1 protein-coding gene is annotated in these 314 nt (G+C 70.7%); it reads left to right on the forward strand.

Features of this window, described 5'->3' with window-relative positions; genetic code table 11:
- On the forward strand, window positions 1–213 hold a 213-nt coding region (locus SB719_RS19415), incomplete at its 5' end, for a hypothetical protein (RefSeq protein WP_412159639.1).
- Window positions 214–314: the final 101 nt, after the last annotated feature.

Consider the following 314-nt stretch of genomic DNA (forward strand, 5'->3'; position numbering starts at 1 on the left):
GTGCACGCGGAAACCGCACATGCGCTGGCGCACGGCGCCTACGTGTCGGTGCTGACGCACCTGGCGCGGCTGCGGCCGCAGGTCGATGCATTCTTCGATGGCGTCATGGTCAATGCCGACGACGCGGCGCTGCGCGGCAACCGCCTCGCGCTGCTGCAGCGGCTGTCGGCGCGGCTGGGCGCGGTCGCGGCGATCGAACATCTGTCGAGCTGATGCGGCGCACCGCCGCGGAACCGCCACGTCGCGTTAAGCCCGCTTTGACATCGCGCCGGTATGCTGCGCCGATGCGTCGCCTCCCTTCGATCCTCGCTGCC

This window comes from Pantoea sp. SIMBA_079, from assembly GCF_046940275.1.
Taxonomy (GTDB): domain Bacteria; phylum Pseudomonadota; class Gammaproteobacteria; order Enterobacterales; family Enterobacteriaceae; genus Pantoea; species Pantoea borealis.